This is a genomic window from Tardiphaga sp. OK245 (genome assembly GCF_900108575.1).
In the GTDB taxonomy this organism is placed as follows: Bacteria; Pseudomonadota; Alphaproteobacteria; order Rhizobiales; family Xanthobacteraceae; genus Tardiphaga; species Tardiphaga robiniae.
The window spans coordinates 154677-169857 of sequence record NZ_FNWZ01000004.1 but is presented as its reverse complement, the minus strand read 5'-3'; the positions used below and the strand labels follow the sequence as shown (position 1 = coordinate 169857).

Sequence of the window (15181 nt, the reverse complement as noted above, 5' to 3'; positions counted from 1 at the left end):
GCAGTTTAGTACTCAAATCTCGTCTGCGAACGGCGGCACTTCGCCGCCGTCCTGGTCACGTCACGGCATATCCGCCGTCGATGACGAGGATCGTCCCCGTCACGAAAGATGCCGTCGGCGAACACAGATAGAGCACGCCACCCAAGAGGTCCGATGGCTTGCCCCAACGGCCCAACGGCGTGCGCCCCAGAATGACCTGGCTACGTTCCGGGCTGGCCTGCAGATCGGTCGTCAGCGGCGTCGCGATCCAGCCTGGCGCGATCGCGTTGACGCGAATGCCGTCATTCGCATAGGCGATCGCCAGCGATTTCGTCAGTTGTGCAATACCGCCCTTGCTGGCGGCATAACCGGGAACGAGACCGCCGCCGAAGAACGACAGCATGGATGCCAGATTGACGATCGCGCCCTTGGAGCGCGCCAGCAGTGGCCGCGCGGCGGCGCACATCCGCATGGTGCCGTTGAGATTGATATCGACCACCGACTGGAAAACCGCGGGGTCGAGTTCTTCGCTGCGACGAATGACGCCGGCGCAATTGACGATCACGTCGAGCTCGCCGAGCGAGCCGACAAGGGACTTGATCGCGCTGTCGTCGCGAACGTCGAGCTGATGTGCCTGAGCCTCGCGCAACACCGAATCCGAACGTGCCCGCTCGATCTCCGCAGCATTCACGCCGGTCGCGATGACCTCCGCGCCGGCCTCAACGAAGCCGCGCGCGAGGCCCGCGCCGATCCCTGACGTTCCGCCCGTCACCAGCACGCGTTTTCCCGCATACCAGATCGACGCCCATGCGGCCGACGGAATCTCCTCGATCATGTTGGCTCCGTCTGCCATCAGCGCACAAACTGGTCGACGTAGTCACGGCCAAGGCCGACGGACTCGTAGTGGGCGCGGCACATATCGATCTTGGTGAAGACGTCCTCATAGCCGACGTGCTTGTTGTTCTCATCGAGATACAGCATCGATCCCTGGATGTTGAAGAAGGTGATCATCTCGGAAACGTCCTCTGGGACGACCAGCGTGTGGATCTCACCCGGAGGCTCGAACACGTAGGAGCCTTCCGTCGCCACCCACTGGTGTTCGCGGTAGAACCACTTGCCGCGCAACACGAAGCCGTGCACCGGATTGGGATGCAGATGTCGCGATAGCACGCCGGCGCGTCGCACGCGCAGCAGATTGCACCACTGCCCCTGTCGTGTGTTCAGCATCAGCGGACGAAACCAGACATCCGGCGCCTGCGGCACCCAGACGCGCTCGTCCTCGGGAATGGCGACGACGGCGATTTCCGGCGATGCAAGGACGTGCGTCGATCCAATCATGTCACGATACATGGGGCTTCCTCTTTCTTTTTTTCGCCGTCGCGGTTGAGACCCGCGTTATGCCTTCAGGCGTCGCAGTCGCGCGACGCTTCGAGAGTTTGAATTGCGTGTAGCCAAGCACCTGTTCCATGGCGGTCTTGGCCTTCTTTGCATCACCCGCGGAAATCGCGCGCGCAGCGGCCGCGTGGTTTGGCAGATTGTCTTCGAACCAGCCGGGGCTGCCGACCGCGACAAGAAATACCGCGCTCAGAATGGTATCGATGGCGCCGCGAAAACCCTGCAACACGGGGTTATGCGTCGCATCTAGAATGGCGAGGTGGAATGCCTTGTCCGCCTTGATGGCGCTTTCCTGATCGTGCGAGGTTTCCATGCCGACCAGCGCGGCTTCGATGCGTAACCTGTCCTGCTTGGTGCTCCGCGTTGCCGCGAGCGCGGCTGCTGCCGGCTCGATGATCAGTCGGACTTCCTGAATGGCCATCAGAAGATCGCGGTCCGGTTCGCCGCCGCCGACCAGCCATCCCAGCACATCGCGATCGAGCAGGCTCCAGTCGCGGCGCGGCAAGACGTGCGTACCGTAACGCGGACGCACGCTGACCATTCCTTTCGCAGCAAGGGTTTTGATCGCTTCCCGGATGACGCCGCGCCCAACACCGAAGCGCGCCTCCAGTTCCGGCTCTGGGGGGAGGGTTGCGCCAATCGGGATAATATCCTGCGCGATTTCGCAGCCGAGCGTGGTCAAGACCGAATTGATACGGCCTGGCTTGCTTCCCCGCTCCAGCGATTTCGTAGGACTTCGTGCCACGAGTGTTCTTTCCCCGCTTGTTTGCTCAGTGGCCTATCTCACGTTTTCAGAGCGAATGCAATCATCCGATGTTTAACATCGGATGATTGATTTGCGGCGCACAATGCTTTGCCCGATCGCAATTCGAGTTTGAAATTCGTGGCAAAGCGGTGGCGATAGACGCCTGTTCCGGGAACGAGATTGGCTGTTCCACCGTTTTCAGAGACACCGGGCCGGTTCGGTTTCAGCAGGACCAGTTTTCTTTGGCTCGTGAAAATCAGGAGAAAGCAAATGATGTCCGAGACTCAAGTCCACACCATCGCCCGGCAGATGCTTGATCGGCACGGCGCCGTGGCCATCGCTCATGCCGCTCAGAATGCACTGACATGCGAGCAAAAGGGGCAGGTGGAAGAAGCAAACGAGTGGCGCCACGTGAAGGATGCCATGAAAATCATGCAAGGCCCGCATCAGAGCTGAGGTTGCGATGCCGCCTTGCGAATGCGCGCAGTGCCGTCCGTAGTGTCGTGGCGGCAATGGCGCCTTGATGTCCTGCGATGCGGCGAACTCCCTCCGATGTCAGAGTGAAGAATCATGAATCACGAAGACTTGGAACTGATTTGAACTAGATCAGACAATTGATGCTTGATGAATTGTCCAGCTGACCTGAGCGCCAACCTTGCGTCTGTAAGACCGCCATTCCACAGAGGCCATGCATGGATCATGTCGGGCCATACCTCCAACGTCGTCGCGACGTCGGCTATCGCGGCAGCCTCCGCGAAACGCGTCGAGTCTGCGAGCAAAGTTTCGGCTGACCCGACCTGAATGAGTGTTGGTGGAAATCCGATGAGGTCCGAGAACAGCGGAGACAGAAACGGGCTCCTGCGGTCGAGCGATGCCGGAGCAAAGGCGTCAGCCAGTTCCTCGAGGTAGCCACGGTGGATGATCGGATCGATCTGATCCTTGCTTTGCAGCGTCGTCCCGGACATTGAAAGATCGGTCCAGGGCGAAATAAGCCAAGCGCATGCCGGCGACTCTTCATTGGCTCCGCGCAAGGCGTTGATCAGGGTAATTGTGAGATTGCCGCCAGCGCTGTCACCGCCAACTACGATATTGCTGGCGTTTATGCCCTGCTGGCGCAGATATCGCCAAGCGCTCATCGCGTCGTCGTGAGCGGCAGGAAACGGGTTTTCCGGCGCGAGCCGATAGTCAATCGCCAGGGTGCTTATGCCAGCAGCCCGCCCCGCCTCTGTCACGAGGCGTCGATGACTGAGGATTGATCCCGAACAAAAACCGCCGCCATGAAAATACAGAAGCACGCGCGTCGTATCTGCCCCCGGTGAGAAGGACCATTCCCCCGCGACATTTCCGCAATCGACAGTCCGCAGCTCGACATCGTCGGCCACCGGCCAGATCGACCCGACTTCGTCAAGTCGCTGCCGGCGCTGATCCCACCCGACCGGGCGGGGCTTTGACAACAGTACTGCGCGAATATTCGCAATCCCACTTTCGGCCAAGGATACTTTCCCCCGAAAATTCGTGAAAATCGAGCGGCAATTTCAAAACTTCGCAGAAGCAAGTCTAGAGGGAACGCGGGGATTGCGCCAGCAGCGGACAATTCCGCATAATTCTGAATCTGACATCGCGTGGCGCTCGGCTCCCACTTGTAATTCGCCAGTCGTGCTTAACTAGAGCGAGGGCTGTTCTTCACAAAGTGGAGGATGCTGCAATGCGTGAACCAAATCCTGAAAAGCTGAACGCACTCGTAGGAAAGCTGGTCAACGACCTCGGCATTTCACTCGGCGGTGCCAGTATACTGCTCGGCGATCGCCTCGGCCTCTACAAGGCAATGGCGAATGGAGATATCTTCACGCCTTCGGAGCTTGCCAAGAAGACCGGCCTGCATGAGCGTTATGTCCGCGAGTGGCTCTCCGGCCAGGCCGCCTCTGGTTACATCGATTATCACCCTGAGAAAAACGCGTTCTCGCTCTCGGCCGAACAAGCGATGGCATTCGCCGAGGAGGGGTCGCCAGCTTTCTTCGCCGGTGCATTCGATGTCGTGCAGTCCACCTATCTCGACGAACCCAAGGTCGCCGAAGCATTTCGAACAGGGAAGGGCGTTGGCTGGCATGAGCATTCGAAGTGCCTTTTCTCGGGCACCGAACGCTTCTTCAGGCCGGGCTATAACGCCAATCTCGTCTCAAACTGGATTCCGACGCTCGAAGGCGTCGAAGCCAAATTGAAAGCTGGCGCCAAGGTGGCCGATGTCGGATGCGGCCACGGCGCCTCGACCATCGTGATGGCGCAGGCGTATCCCAAATCCAGGTTCTTCGGGTTTGATTACCACAAACCTTCGATCGATCGCGCGAAGGTCCTGGCCCAGGAAGCGGGGGTCGGAGACCGAATTGAATTCGCGCAGGCCAGTGCCAAGGATTTTCCGGCAAAAGACTACGATCTGGTCGCGTTCTTCGATTGCCTGCATGACATGGGCGACCCCGTTGGTGCGGGCAAGCATGTCAAGGAAACACTGGCCAAAGACGGGTCGTGGATGATCGTCGAGCCATTCGCTCATGACAATCTCAAGGATAATCTCAACCCGATCGGGTCCATTTTCTATCACGCCTCGACATTCATTTGTACGCCTGCGTCGCTCTCTCAGGAGGTGGGCTTGGGGCTCGGTGCCCAGGCAGGTGAAAGCAAATTGCGTCAGGTCGCGACTGAGGCAGGATTCAAGCGCTTCCGCCGCGCGACTGAGACGCCTTTCAATATGATCTTCGAAGTACGTTCCTGATCGATCAGATCAACGGTGCGGAGCGACCCGGATGCCGCGGGAAATGCGGCTTCTAGGGGCGGCGTCGCTCTGGATTGATGTCACCTGTCGACAGGAGCGCTGCAGATTCGAAAAGGAGCCGCTGCAAAAATCTCTCGATTATAAGACGTCGCGTAATATGCGGAGTTTTCAATCGGACGCGCGGAGCGACACCCCGGCTACGGTTGCTGCTACTGGCGGATTGGCTTGATATCAGTCAGACGTGGCTCAAGTCCGGCGGAGGCGTGGGCGGTCGATCCGTTTGCGCCAGTAGCACGGCTGACGTGCCGATCGTCAGGGACGGTAACGGGTCATCGCCGCAGCGCCAGAGCTTCTTTTGTCCGCAGCGGACGCTCCGCCAGCCACCAGTAAGCGAGCGCCGCGAGGCTTCCGCCATACGCTGCCGCGCCGATCAGCCCCCATTCGATCGGCAGCGGCGATCCAACGAAGGCGCTGATGCCGAAGAAGCCGCCGCCGGTGATGGCGCCGCCGATCATGCACATTACCGGCGACATGATGCCGGCCCATCGCGCAAAGAGGATTCCGGGCACGGCGATCAGCACGGCGGCTTTGAATGAACCCGCCACGCCGAAAACGAGAGTCAGGAGAGCCGCGGTGGCGACCGCGCCGAGATGCGCGGCGAGTCCGCCGGTGGGCCGAAGGCTGAGCTGCAGCAGAACTCCCATGACCAAAGGCGCGATGATGATCGCCGCGATCAGGCCGACGATCATGCGCCCGATGTCGATCAGACATAGCGAGACGCGGGACATGGGAGGGGTGGGGATATCAGACGTCGGAGGCATGGTGGTGTGTCAGCGAAGCGCGGCTGAACGTTCAATGCCGAATGTGTAGCCCAGATGCACATTGCAACAGCCGGGTTATGCTGTTGAGGCACAATCTGAAAAGAGAGAAGGATCGCTACGATCCTCCGAAATATCTGAAGCCGGAAGCGCGGTAACGTTAGGCTAGGGATCATTCCTCAGGCGTGCTGCGCCTTGCGGAACCGATCGGGGCGCTTCATCGCTAGTAGCGACGCGCGAACCCACCGCCACGCACGAGCCGGATGATGAGAAGCAGGACGATCGCGCCGAGTGTTGCGTTGATGATTGCGCGGACGATTCCAGCTCCAAGATGAATACCGAGCTTGGGCAGAAGCCAGCTTCCGATAAATGCGCCGAGAATGCCGATGATCAGGTCGCCGATCAGGCCAAAGCCTGCGCCACGAACGATCTGGCCTGCGAGCCAACCCGCGACGATGCCAACGATCAGGATGACAAGAAGACTTTCGCCGGACATGTTCATTGGAAGTCTTCTCCCGAGGCAGCGGATGCTGATGGAAAGAGAAGTCGTACCGCGGTCAAGAGTTCCAGCTCGCAGGATGGAATAGCGCCGTGTCATTCGCCATCGATCACGTGGAGCGGGGTAGCGCAATCCCTGGAGTGTATCGCTGGGCGCATGACGCGTGATCCGTCGGCGCTAGCGCCCCGCGAGTATTTTGAAAATAATCCTTGACGCCATTCCAGTACAGATTATATTCCCCTGCATCCCGTCCCACTTTGAGGGGCGTTGCCAGGGACGCTTGTTAGCGCGGGGCGGGATGTGGCGCCTGCGGGCGGGAGGGAGACGTTTGCTCACGCACTCGGGAGGCCTTGGGTCACCGTCCGGCCCCACTACGGGGGTCTGCCACTCATGCTGGCTGGACGTGGCATTGGTGAACGGCGGGAAACCGTCGGGATAAGCGGACTGCGGAAGTCTGCGCCTTTGCCCGGAAGAACGGTCCCGGGGACAGAAATCGCCACGATGGAGCGTCGAAAGGCGTTTCCGCGGCCTCTGCTGTCCGGCGATCCGGACACTACGCTGCGGCACTGTACCCAAGTCGCGCCTTTCGGCGCTTCATCTCCCTCATTCTTGAGGGAGCCCCCCGGGACTGCCACGCACGCGCTCAGGCGCGGGCAAGAACGGCGCGTGGCCGTCACCCAAGTCACTCATATCCAGTCATCATCGTCACAACGGGAGTTCACATGATCATCTCGCAACACGACGCCTGGCATCTCGCGCAGCGCGCCAGGGACAAGAGCGACCTGGCGGCCAAGCGGCTGTCTGATATGATCGTCGCCGCCTGCATCGAGGAGATCGAGCGCGGCAATGCGAACATCCTTCGCACCCATCGCACTTGCTTCATCAAGGCCTGTCGTCGTGCACACCATTGCACAGGCAGCCGGCCGATCTGTCTTCTGTTTCAACGACGACGTGTTCTGAATGCAGAGCAGCAGCAAGCGACGCTGGACGAAATGTATTGGCGCGTCCTGGAGGCGCTCGTCGCCAGCGAGGCGGCGTGATGGATTTGTTAACCGGCCTTGCTTCCTGCCGCGGCGCTGCCGTGACACCGCAGGCGGGGTCCGTTAGTGTCGCGCGCAATAGTGCGCGCCGATGCGCGCTCATAGCCGGGGTTTCGCGACATGCGCGCAGTGACGATGACGACGTTTTGGCGCCCGCGCGGCATCGCACTCGCTGTCATCGCGGTGCTGGCGCTGCTCGATGTCACGCTGCTGGTGGCGCGCGAACTGCCGAGCGTGCCGGTGCTGCAGAAGGTCGGATTCGACATGGAGTCCGCCGGCTTCAAGGCGCGCTTTGCCAACGATGCCGCAGGGAAGGCGGCCTTAAGCAAATTACCGGCCTATCGCTTCGTCGTCCACAATACGCCGAACGGCCCGCGCTATCTCTATGCCGATCCCGCCAAATGCATGTGCACCTTCGTCGGCAATCGCGACAATTATCTGAACTATCAGGATATCGTGCGCCGTGGCCTGCCGCAGGCGGATTACGTGGCGCCGGACTACAAGACGCAGGCGAGTGCGCTGCTCTCGGACGATCCGATCGCGTCGGACCAGATCGACTGGCAGCCCGACAGTCTCGCGGATGCGTTCCGGGATTATTACTGATCGCGATCTCTCCCCGCGCGGCGAAGCTTGGCTCCGACCGGCGGGGAGAGATCAGAACATCAGCCGTCGATCTTGCCCGCGATGATCGGGCCGAACAGCTCCCACTTCTCGCCCTTGAAGCGCTGCATCTGCAACTGCTCGATCGGGTAGAAGTCGGTGGCCGAGGTCGAGATGGTCACGCCGGGCAGCAATGTGTCGGGCGCGAATTCCTTGAGGTTGGCTGCTTCCTTCATGATGTTCGCGCGGGTCAGGTTGTCACCGGCCTGCTTGAGCACCTGAACGATGGTCTGCGCCTGGCCATAGCCATAGACGACCGAGCCGTCGCTCCTGTCCATGGTGGGCGCATATTTGGCGAGGAAAGCGTAGAATTTCTTCATGCCCTCGTCATTGTCCCAGCTGGAATCAGCGCCGTCCTTGGCGTAGTTCGCCGACAGGATGCCCTGGGCGATCTCATAACCCGCCGGCTTCATCACGCCGCCGACCGAAGAGCCGACATTGCTCTGGATGAAGGTTGGTTTCCAGCTGAGCTCCGCCACTTTCTTGATCGCCTGCGCAGCGAATTTCGGCGTGGTGAAGCTGACAAAGGTATCGGCATTGGTCGACTTCAGCTTGACGATGTGGGACTCGATGGTCGGCTCCGACACTTCATAGCTTTCCTCGGCGACAATCATCGATGCCGCCTTGGCGCCGAGACCATCCTTCAGACCCTTCAGCATGTCTTTGCCGAAATCGTCGTTCTGATACATGACCGCGATCTTGGCGTCGGGCTTTTCTCTCAGCAGATAGGCCGCATAGATCCTGGATTCGCTCTGATAGGCAGGCTGCCAGCCCATGGTCCAGGGGAAGTCCTTGTAGTCGCCGAACTTGGTGGCGCCAGTGGCCACGAACAGTTGCGGGACTTTCTTGGCATTCATGTATTTCTGAATGGCAGAGTTCGACGGGGTGCCGAGCGAGCTGGCGATGAACAATACTTCGTCCGACTCGACGAGCTTGCGGGCCTGCTCAACGGCCTTCGGCGGCGAGTAGCCGTCGTCATAGGTGATGTAATTGATCTTGCGGCCGTTGATGCCACCCTGATCGTTGATCATCTTGAAATAGGCTTCTTCCATCTTGCCGATCACGCCATAGGCGGATGCGGGCCCGCTATAGGGCATGATGTTGCCGATCTTGATCTCGGTATCGCTGGCGCCGGTGTCGTATTTTTTCTGGGCGAAGGCAGTACCGCCAAGGGCCGCACTGAGGGCTGCGGCAACCGTGAACGTCATTGCACGCGAGCTGAACGAAGGCATTTCTGATCTCCCTGATCTCTGGATAAAACCGCGCGTATTCTTGTTTTTATTGAATGCTGCGGCGCGCCGGATTGAATACTCTTCCACTGCAACTAGCAAGAAAAAGCCCCTCACGACTTTCGTCGTAAGGGGCTGTTTTATTGGGCATTATCGCTGTCGTTCCGGGGCGTACGCGCGCCTTCGCGCGTGCGAACCCGGAACCTCGTATTGTTCATCACTCATGTCGAGATTCCGGGTCTACCCTTCAGTCGACTTCGTCGCCTTTCGGGCATCCCGGAATGACGGTTGAGTTTACCCGCCGAGCTTGCTGTCGATCGGCGGGCCGAACACGTCCCACTTCTCGCCGGTGAAGCGCATCATGCGCAGTTGCTCGATCGGGTAGAAGTCGGTCGCCGAGGTGTTGATCTTGACGCCCGGCAGCAGCGTGTCGGGTGCGAAGTCCTTCAGGCTGGCGGCCTGTTTCATGATATTGGCACGGGTCAGATCGTCGCCGGCCTGCTTGAGGACCTGAACCACGGTCTGTGCCTGGCCGTAGCCATAGGCGGCCGAGCTTTCGGCCGGATTGGCGAAGGGAGCGTATTTGGTGAGGAAGTCGAGATACTTCTTCATGCCCTCATCGTCCTTCCACTGCGGGTCGATGGCATCCTTGGCATAGGCCAGCGACAGCACGCCCTGCGCGTTGTCGATACCCGCCGGACGCATCACTGCGCCGACCGAGGAGCCGACATTGCTCTGGAAGAACATCGGCTTCCAGCCGATCTCGGCCACCTTCTTGATCGCCTGCGCGGCGAATTTCGGCGTCGAGATCGAGACGAAGATGTCGGCGCCCGAGGCCTTCATCTTGACGATGTGCGAGTCGATGGTCGGCTCGGACACTTCATAGCTGTCTTCGGCCACGATCATCGAGGCCTTCTCGCCGAGGCCGTCCTTCAGGCCCTTCAGCATGTCCTTGCCGAGGTCGTCGTTCTGGTAGAACACGGCGATCTTGCCGTTCGGCTTCTCGGTGATGGCGTATTGCGCGAAGATGCGGCCTTCGCTCTGATAGGCTGGCTGCCAGCCCATCGTCCATGGCGCGGTCTTATACTCGCCGAACTTGGTCGCGCCGGTGGCGACGAACAGCTGCGGGATCTTCTTGGCGTTCAGGTACTTCATGATAGCGGTGTTCGACGGCGTGCCGAGCGGACCGAACACGAACAGAACTTCGTCGGATTCGACCAGCTTGCGGGTCTGTTCCACGGCCTTGGCCGGGCTGTAGGCATCGTCATAGCTGACGAAGGTGATCTTGCGGCCGTTGATACCGCCCTGATCGTTGATCATCTTGAAGTAGGCTTCTTCCATCTTCCCGATGATGCCGTAGGCCGAAGCCGGGCCGCTATAGGGAATGATGTTGCCGATCTTGATCTCGGTATCGCTCGCCCCGGTGTCGTATTTCTTCTGGGCATTCGCGGAAGTTGAGAAGGCGAGAAACGCAAACGCCGCGCTCGAGAGCGCGGCGGTGCGCAGAAAGTTTCTGCAGTTCATAGGTCCTCAGTGTTTACGTAGTTTGCCTATCAAGCCCTGTGCCAAATAGGCGAGTTGCCTGGCCCCGTTCGGGAGCAGGAAGATGATGATGATCAGGATGACACCAAACACGGCACCAGACAGACCCTTCGAGACGTGTTCCGCAATATTCGGAACGAAGACGATGAAAGCCGCACCGGCGAGCGAGCCCGGAAGCCAGCCAACGCCGCCGACGACCATGCCCAGGAACAGCGCAATAGCGAGCTGGATGGTGTAGCCATCCGGCGCCACGAACTGCACGGCGATGGCACCGAGACCGCCAGCAACGCCGGTGATGCCGGCGCTGACGCCGAAGGCCAGCGTCTTGTAGAGCGAGACGTCCACGCCCATCGCCGAGGCGGCGATTTCGTTGTCGCGGATCGCCATCATGGCCCGGCCCGACCGCGACTTCAGCAGGTTGACCGAGAGGATGTAGATCAGGATCGTGACCGCGAGGGTGAAGAAGTACAGCCACATGTCCTGCGACACTTTCAGGCCCAGCGAGGCCAGGATTTCCGGTGCATCAGGCTTGGTGACGACAAGGCCCTGCACGCCGCCGGTCCAGTGTTCGAACACGCCAAGCTTCAGGAGCTGTGGCATCGCCACCGCGAGGGCGAAGGTCGCCAGCGCGAGGTAGATGCCGGAGAGCCGAAGCGCCGGCAGGCCGAATAGGAAGCCGGCGATGAAGCAGACCAGACCAGCCACAGGAAGCGTCAGTGCGTAGTTGACGCCGACATGTTCCATGAGGATTGCCGACGTATAGGCGCCGAGGGCGTAGAACGCGCTCTGGCCGAGCGAGAACTGGCCGCTGGCGCCGGTCAGGATGTTCAGTGCGAGAACCGCGATGGCGTAGATCAGCCACATCGTCATCTGGAAGATGATGAAGTTTTTCACGAACAGTGGTGTGACGATGAGCAGCGCCAGGATGATCAGCGATGCCAGCGGGCCGAGCGCCATTGCCTTTTTGGGAACGGCAGCGACCGCGGGAGCGGCGGAGACGTCTTGAACGGTGCTCATGATCAAACTCGCTTCACGATGGCACGGCCGAACAGGCCATTGGGTTTGACGACCAGCACGGTGATAATCAGCGCCAGGGCGATGGGCAGTTTCAGCTCATTGCCGACACCCGGGATATAGGTGCCGACGAGGTTCTCGAAGACGCCGACGAGGAACCCGCCAATAACAGCACCCAGTGGGCTCGTGAGTCCGCCGACGACGGCCGCGGCAAATCCGTAGATCAGCACGCCGCCCATCATGTTGGGCTCGAGGAACACGACGGGGGCGATCAGCATACCGGCGATCGAACCGATCGCAGCTGCCATGCCCCAGCCGAGTGCAATCATCCATGACGTGTTGATGCCGACCAGCCGCGCCGATTCAGGCATCGACGCCGCTGCCCGCATCGCAAGGCCCACGCGGGTGTAGCGGAAGAAGATGAACAGCAGGACGAGCAGGATGATCGTCACGCCGATCATGCCGGCCTGATGCGTCGAGATCAGCTGGCTGCCCAGGAAGGGCGACGAGCCGAACGGCGAGGGAAACTGCTTGATGGTGAAGTCCCAGGTCAGGCCCGCGACGCTGTTGATGATGGCGAACAGCGCGATGAAACCTGCGACGTGGGTCAGCACCGGCGCCTTGGCGAGCGGCTTGAACAAAGCCCGCTCGATGACGATGCCGCCGACAAAGGAGAAAATCAGCGTCAGCGCGAATGCGCCCCAATAGGGTATGCCCCACTGCATCATCTGCCAGGCGACGAAGGTCGAGAACATCGCCATTTCGCCCTGGGCGAAGTTCAGGTGGTCGATCGCCTGGTAGATCATAACCACGGCGAGCGCCATACAGGCGTAGATCGCGCCGGTGGCGATGCCAGCCAGGACTTGGTTGGTAAAGAGTTCCATGGCCGCCCCCTCAATATCCCAGATACGATTTACGGACGTCTTCGTTGTTCGCGATCTCGTCGGCAGTGCCGGACATCACGATGCGTCCTGTTTCGATGACATAGGCCTTGTCGGCGAGTTCGAGCGCGAGCTGCGCGTTCTGTTCGACCACAAGAATGCTGACCTTGTCCTCGCGGTTGATCTTGCCGAGGATCTTGAACAGATCCCGCACGATCAGGGGCGCAAGGCCGAAGGACGGCTCGTCCAGCAGCATCAGGCGGGGACGCAGCATCAGCGCGCGGGCGACCGCGAGCATCTGCTGTTCACCGCCGGACAGCGTGCCGGCCTGCTGGGTATGGCGCTGCTTGAGCACCGGGAAGTGGGCATACATTCGCTCGATGTCGTCACTGATCGCCTTGGTATCCTTGCGACTGATCGCGCCGAGCTGCAAGTTCTCTTCCACCGTCATGGTGGTGAAGGTGCCGCGGCCCTGCGGCACATGGGCGATGCCCAGCCGCACGATGCTTTCGGTCGACTTGTTGTCGAGCTTCTTGCCCTCGAACTCGATCGAGCCCGTGGAGCGGATCATGTTGCAGATCGAGCGCAGCGTGGTGGTCTTGCCGGCACCGTTGGCGCCGAGCAGGGTGGTCAGGCTGCCTTCCTGCAGTTCGAATTCGAGGCCGTGCAGTGCCTGGACCTGGCCGTAATACGCACGCAGGTCTTTTACGTGAAGCATCGCGGTCATGAGTCTTTGTCTCCCAGATAGGCCTTGATCACAGCAGGGTCTTTCTGGACGGCAGCAGGTGTGCCTTCAGCGAGCTTCTTGCCGAAATTCAATGCGACGACATGGTCGGCGATCGACATCACGAGACCCATGTGATGCTCGACCAGGAGCACCGTCACGCCGCGATCGTCGCGGATGCGGCGGATCAGGTCGCCAAGAATGTAGACTTCCTCATGGTTGAGACCGCCTGCGGGCTCGTCGAGCAGCAGGATCTTCGGTTCGGCGGCGAGCGCACGCGCGAGTTCGACGCGCTTCTGCGTGCCGAACGGAAGACCGCTGACGATCGTATCGGCAACGCTGTGCAGATCGAGATAATCAAGGATGTCGTTGACGTCCTTGTTGATCGCAGCTTCGCCTGATCGAACCCATGGCAGCTTCAGCGAGTCGCTGATGATGTCGCTGTTGGTGCGCGCATGTTTGCCGACGCGGACATTGTCACGCACGGTCAGGTTCGGAAACAGCGCGACGTTCTGGAAGGTGCGGCCGATGCCGATCTCGGAAATCTTGTGGGCCGGACGATTCAGGATCGTCTGGCCGTCCATCAGGATATCGCCCTTGCTCGGCTGGTAGAGCCGGCTGAGACAATTGAACAGCGTGGTCTTGCCGGCGCCGTTCGGTCCGATGAGGCCGAGGATGTGACCCTTCTGCATGTCGAACGAGACGCCGTTCAACGCGATGATGCCACCGAACACAACGCTGACGTCGCGAACCGAAAGCAGCGGCGCCGTCGATGCGACGGGCGCGCGCTCTGCGAGTTGTGCCTGTGTCATGTGCGGTGATCCTCGATCGTCGGCTGCGGCGAAGTCTTGCGCAGGTCACGACGATGAAGGCTGTCAGAGCCCTTCAACAATGCGTGCAACTTTCCCTCCTGATTTGATTTTTTTGCTGTCGAGTTTTTTGGATTGTGGTGCAGCTGTTCCCCCGAGCGCCGCTTCGATGTTTCTTACCATCGCCAATAGCCGAGGTCCAATATCGTTGAGCAAGCGCTCTTCCGTGAAACGGAACGCGGGCGCGCCGCAATTAAAGGCATAAGGACCGGTGCCGTCATTCAATGTCATCGCAACACCGGCAGCGTGCACATCGTCCTGCCACTCGCCAGCCGAGATGACGAAGCCGTGGCGTGCGACCATTTCGCCCGCACGTTCGAGTCCATCACGCATCTTCGACCAGCGATGTCCGTAATGTTCGCGAAATTCGCGCAATAATTGGGCACGTTCTTCCGCAGGCAATGCCCAGAAATAAGCGCGGCCCATCGCCGTGGTTGCAATGGGAATGCGCGAGCCGACGTCGAGTTGAACGCCGACAGTGAGACTGGAACGGCTCTGCCCGAAATAGATCATGCTCAATCGATCGCGCGCGCCTACTGCGCAGGCACCGCCGGTCTGCCGCATCAATTCGTCGCGAAATGATTCCGAGAGATGCTTAACGCCTAAGTTCGCAAGTGCAGCATACCCCAGGGCCATGGCTGCTGGCGCGAGTTGATACTTCTCGAAGCGTGGCACGGGTGTAAGGTAGCCCAACTTCGTGAGTGTGTAAGTCAATCGCGAGATGGTTGGCTTCGGCAATTTGGTGCGGGCGGCAATCTCCTGATTGCCGAGAAGCCCGTCATTGGGGCGAAATGCACGCAAGACATCCAGGCCGCGAGCCAATGCGACGACGAAATTGCGATCTGTCGCCACATTCTTCGCTGGACGTTTCATGCTTCCCGAAATTTGGTTTTGTCAGTTTCATACGATTGCACCACGGCCCTCGTTGACAAGGGACGCTCTTCAAAATAACCCTCCGTGTCAAGATGTGGAATTAAATTTCGCAGTGCGAAACTAAGAAAATCAGACCGGTAAACGTA

The 15181-nt window shown here is 60.0% G+C and carries 17 protein-coding genes; 4 read left to right on the top strand and 13 right to left on the bottom strand.

From position 1 onward, the window contains the following. Positions 1-55: 55 nt before the first annotated feature. Genes BLW80_RS19375 through BLW80_RS19365 form a run of 3 tightly spaced genes read right to left on the bottom strand, consistent with a single transcriptional unit; the run spans position 56 to position 2119 of the window. Positions 56-814 (bottom strand): SDR family NAD(P)-dependent oxidoreductase, encoded by a 759-nt coding sequence (locus BLW80_RS19375; RefSeq protein ID WP_093759962.1) that lies wholly within the window; start codon positions 812-814, stop codon positions 56-58. 17 nt (positions 815-831) lie between these two features. After that, complete coding sequence (locus BLW80_RS19370) at positions 832-1329, bottom strand: 2,4'-dihydroxyacetophenone dioxygenase family protein (RefSeq protein WP_231077871.1); 498 nt, start codon at positions 1327-1329, stop codon at positions 832-834. Further along, positions 1319-2119 carry a FadR/GntR family transcriptional regulator gene (locus BLW80_RS19365; protein WP_244528344.1) on the bottom strand — a complete coding sequence of 267 codons (801 nt, stop codon included), beginning with the start codon at positions 2117-2119 and terminating at the stop codon, positions 1319-1321. Before BLW80_RS19365 ends, BLW80_RS19370 begins: the two co-directional genes overlap by 11 nt. A 270-nt stretch (positions 2120-2389) precedes the next feature. Between BLW80_RS19365 and BLW80_RS19360 the strand changes: the two genes are divergently transcribed. Next, positions 2390-2575 carry a hypothetical protein gene (locus BLW80_RS19360; protein WP_170849737.1) on the top strand — a complete coding sequence of 62 codons (186 nt, stop codon included), beginning with the start codon at positions 2390-2392 and terminating at the stop codon, positions 2573-2575. A 119-nt stretch (positions 2576-2694) separates the two neighbouring features. Here the strand turns inward: BLW80_RS19360 and BLW80_RS19355 are convergent, their stop codons facing one another. After that, complete coding sequence (locus BLW80_RS19355) at positions 2695-3612, bottom strand: alpha/beta hydrolase (protein WP_093759254.1); 918 nt, start codon at positions 3610-3612, stop codon at positions 2695-2697. A 212-nt stretch (positions 3613-3824) separates the two neighbouring features. Here BLW80_RS19355 and BLW80_RS19350 point away from each other — a divergent pair, with 212 nt between their 5' ends. Next, positions 3825-4886 carry a class I SAM-dependent methyltransferase gene (locus BLW80_RS19350; protein WP_093759253.1) on the top strand — a complete coding sequence of 354 codons (1062 nt, stop codon included), beginning with the start codon at positions 3825-3827 and terminating at the stop codon, positions 4884-4886. Between the two features lie 329 nt (positions 4887-5215). Here the strand turns inward: BLW80_RS19350 and BLW80_RS19345 are convergent, their stop codons facing one another. Then, the gene (locus tag BLW80_RS19345; protein ID WP_139285858.1) at positions 5216-5707 is read right to left on the bottom strand and encodes a hypothetical protein; all 492 of its coding nucleotides are present in this window, start codon (positions 5705-5707) and stop codon (positions 5216-5218) included. 220 nt (positions 5708-5927) lie between these two features. Continuing rightward, complete coding sequence (locus tag BLW80_RS19340; RefSeq protein WP_093759251.1) at positions 5928-6206, bottom strand: GlsB/YeaQ/YmgE family stress response membrane protein; 279 nt, start codon at positions 6204-6206, stop codon at positions 5928-5930. Between the two features lie 719 nt (positions 6207-6925). On the opposite strand from BLW80_RS19340, the gene BLW80_RS19335 reads away from it, so the two are divergent. Then, the gene (locus BLW80_RS19335; protein WP_093759250.1) at positions 6926-7243 is read left to right on the top strand and encodes a hypothetical protein; all 318 of its coding nucleotides are present in this window, start codon (positions 6926-6928) and stop codon (positions 7241-7243) included. Between the two features lie 135 nt (positions 7244-7378). Beyond that, positions 7379-7846, top strand: coding sequence for a hypothetical protein (locus tag BLW80_RS19330; RefSeq protein ID WP_210185341.1), 468 nt, complete (start codon positions 7379-7381; stop codon positions 7844-7846). A 59-nt stretch (positions 7847-7905) separates the two neighbouring features. Here BLW80_RS19330 and BLW80_RS19325 read toward each other — a convergent pair whose 3' ends face one another. The 7 genes from BLW80_RS19325 to BLW80_RS19295 all read right to left on the bottom strand — a co-directional run bounded on the left by BLW80_RS19325 (position 7906) and on the right by BLW80_RS19295 (position 15035). Next, complete coding sequence (locus tag BLW80_RS19325; protein ID WP_231081190.1) at positions 7906-9111, bottom strand: ABC transporter substrate-binding protein; 1206 nt, start codon at positions 9109-9111, stop codon at positions 7906-7908. Between the two features lie 315 nt (positions 9112-9426). Then, positions 9427-10656 carry an ABC transporter substrate-binding protein gene (locus BLW80_RS19320; RefSeq protein WP_093759248.1) on the bottom strand — a complete coding sequence of 410 codons (1230 nt, stop codon included), beginning with the start codon at positions 10654-10656 and terminating at the stop codon, positions 9427-9429. Positions 10657-10662: 6 nt separating this feature from the next. Further along, on the bottom strand, positions 10663-11691 hold the full coding sequence (locus BLW80_RS19315; RefSeq protein ID WP_093759247.1) for a branched-chain amino acid ABC transporter permease: 1029 nt from the start codon (positions 11689-11691) through the stop codon (positions 10663-10665). Positions 11692-11693: 2 nt separating this feature from the next. Continuing rightward, a complete protein-coding gene (locus BLW80_RS19310) occupies positions 11694-12572 on the bottom strand; it encodes a branched-chain amino acid ABC transporter permease (protein WP_089261600.1) in 879 nt (292 codons plus the stop codon). 10 nt (positions 12573-12582) lie between these two features. Beyond that, positions 12583-13296: an ABC transporter ATP-binding protein gene (locus BLW80_RS19305; RefSeq protein WP_089261598.1), complete on the bottom strand. Its 714-nt coding sequence runs from the start codon at positions 13294-13296 to the stop codon at positions 12583-12585. Further along, positions 13293-14105 (bottom strand): ABC transporter ATP-binding protein, encoded by an 813-nt coding sequence (locus BLW80_RS19300; protein WP_093759246.1) that lies wholly within the window; start codon positions 14103-14105, stop codon positions 13293-13295. Before BLW80_RS19300 ends, BLW80_RS19305 begins: the two co-directional genes overlap by 4 nt. A gap of 63 nt (positions 14106-14168) precedes the next feature. Continuing rightward, positions 14169-15035, bottom strand: coding sequence for an IclR family transcriptional regulator (locus BLW80_RS19295; protein WP_093759245.1), 867 nt, complete (start codon positions 15033-15035; stop codon positions 14169-14171). Positions 15036-15181: the final 146 nt, after the last annotated feature.

Bases quoted from the DNA above. Each gene is read 5' to 3' on its own strand.
- BLW80_RS19375 (WP_093759962.1), bottom strand. From the start codon at position 814: ATGATCGAGGAGATTCCGTCGGCCGCATGGGCGTCGATCTGGTATGCG.
- BLW80_RS19370 (WP_231077871.1), bottom strand. From the start codon at position 1,329: ATGTATCGTGACATGATTGGATCGACGCACGTCCTTGCATCGCCGGAA.
- BLW80_RS19360 (WP_170849737.1), top strand. From the start codon at position 2,390: ATGATGTCCGAGACTCAAGTCCACACCATCGCCCGGCAGATGCTTGAT.
- BLW80_RS19350 (WP_093759253.1), top strand. From the start codon at position 3,825: ATGCGTGAACCAAATCCTGAAAAGCTGAACGCACTCGTAGGAAAGCTG.
- BLW80_RS19345 (WP_139285858.1), bottom strand. From the start codon at position 5,707: ATGCCTCCGACGTCTGATATCCCCACCCCTCCCATGTCCCGCGTCTCG.
- BLW80_RS19340 (WP_093759251.1), bottom strand. From the start codon at position 6,206: ATGAACATGTCCGGCGAAAGTCTTCTTGTCATCCTGATCGTTGGCATC.
- BLW80_RS19335 (WP_093759250.1), top strand. From the start codon at position 6,926: ATGATCATCTCGCAACACGACGCCTGGCATCTCGCGCAGCGCGCCAGG.
- BLW80_RS19330 (WP_210185341.1), top strand. From the start codon at position 7,379: ATGACGACGTTTTGGCGCCCGCGCGGCATCGCACTCGCTGTCATCGCG.
- BLW80_RS19325 (WP_231081190.1), bottom strand. From the start codon at position 9,111: ATGACGTTCACGGTTGCCGCAGCCCTCAGTGCGGCCCTTGGCGGTACT.
- BLW80_RS19320 (WP_093759248.1), bottom strand. From the start codon at position 10,656: ATGAACTGCAGAAACTTTCTGCGCACCGCCGCGCTCTCGAGCGCGGCG.
- BLW80_RS19315 (WP_093759247.1), bottom strand. From the start codon at position 11,691: ATGAGCACCGTTCAAGACGTCTCCGCCGCTCCCGCGGTCGCTGCCGTT.
- BLW80_RS19310 (WP_089261600.1), bottom strand. From the start codon at position 12,572: ATGGAACTCTTTACCAACCAAGTCCTGGCTGGCATCGCCACCGGCGCG.
- BLW80_RS19305 (WP_089261598.1), bottom strand. From the start codon at position 13,296: ATGACCGCGATGCTTCACGTAAAAGACCTGCGTGCGTATTACGGCCAG.
- BLW80_RS19300 (WP_093759246.1), bottom strand. From the start codon at position 14,105: ATGACACAGGCACAACTCGCAGAGCGCGCGCCCGTCGCATCGACGGCG.
- BLW80_RS19295 (WP_093759245.1), bottom strand. From the start codon at position 15,035: ATGAAACGTCCAGCGAAGAATGTGGCGACAGATCGCAATTTCGTCGTC.